The sequence below is a fragment of the Streptomyces sp. URMC 126 genome (genome assembly GCF_051386555.1).
Lineage (GTDB): Bacteria > Actinomycetota > Actinomycetes > Streptomycetales > Streptomycetaceae > Streptomyces.
The window spans coordinates 1-248 of record NZ_JBPQTX010001167.1 but is presented as its reverse complement, the minus strand read 5'-3'; the positions used below and the strand labels follow the sequence as shown (position 1 = coordinate 248).

Sequence of the window (248 nt, the reverse complement as noted above, 5' to 3'; positions counted from 1 at the left end):
CCATGACGGCCACCCCACAGTGCGCAGCACGCTGGATGGCTCCCTCCAGCGTCTGGCCATCGACACGTTGCGGACACAGTTGCGTGAGCTGCAGGGTCGAAACGTCGAAGATGGTGCCGTGGTGGTGCTGGACAACGTCAGCGGCTACGTGCTGGCCTGGGTGGGATCCAGCGGCAGCCTGAGCCGGGCGGCACAGGTGGATGGCGTGATGGCACGACGTCAGCCTGGCAGTGCGCTGAAGCCTTTTC

Annotated in this window: 1 protein-coding gene; it reads left to right on the top strand. The window is 65.7% G+C overall.

Going from position 1 to position 248, the window contains the following annotated elements:
• Positions 1 to 19: 19 nt before the first annotated feature.
• Positions 20 to 248 (top strand): hypothetical protein (locus ACSNOK_RS35530; protein ID WP_436784800.1); only part of this gene is annotated, 229 nt, incomplete at its 3' end.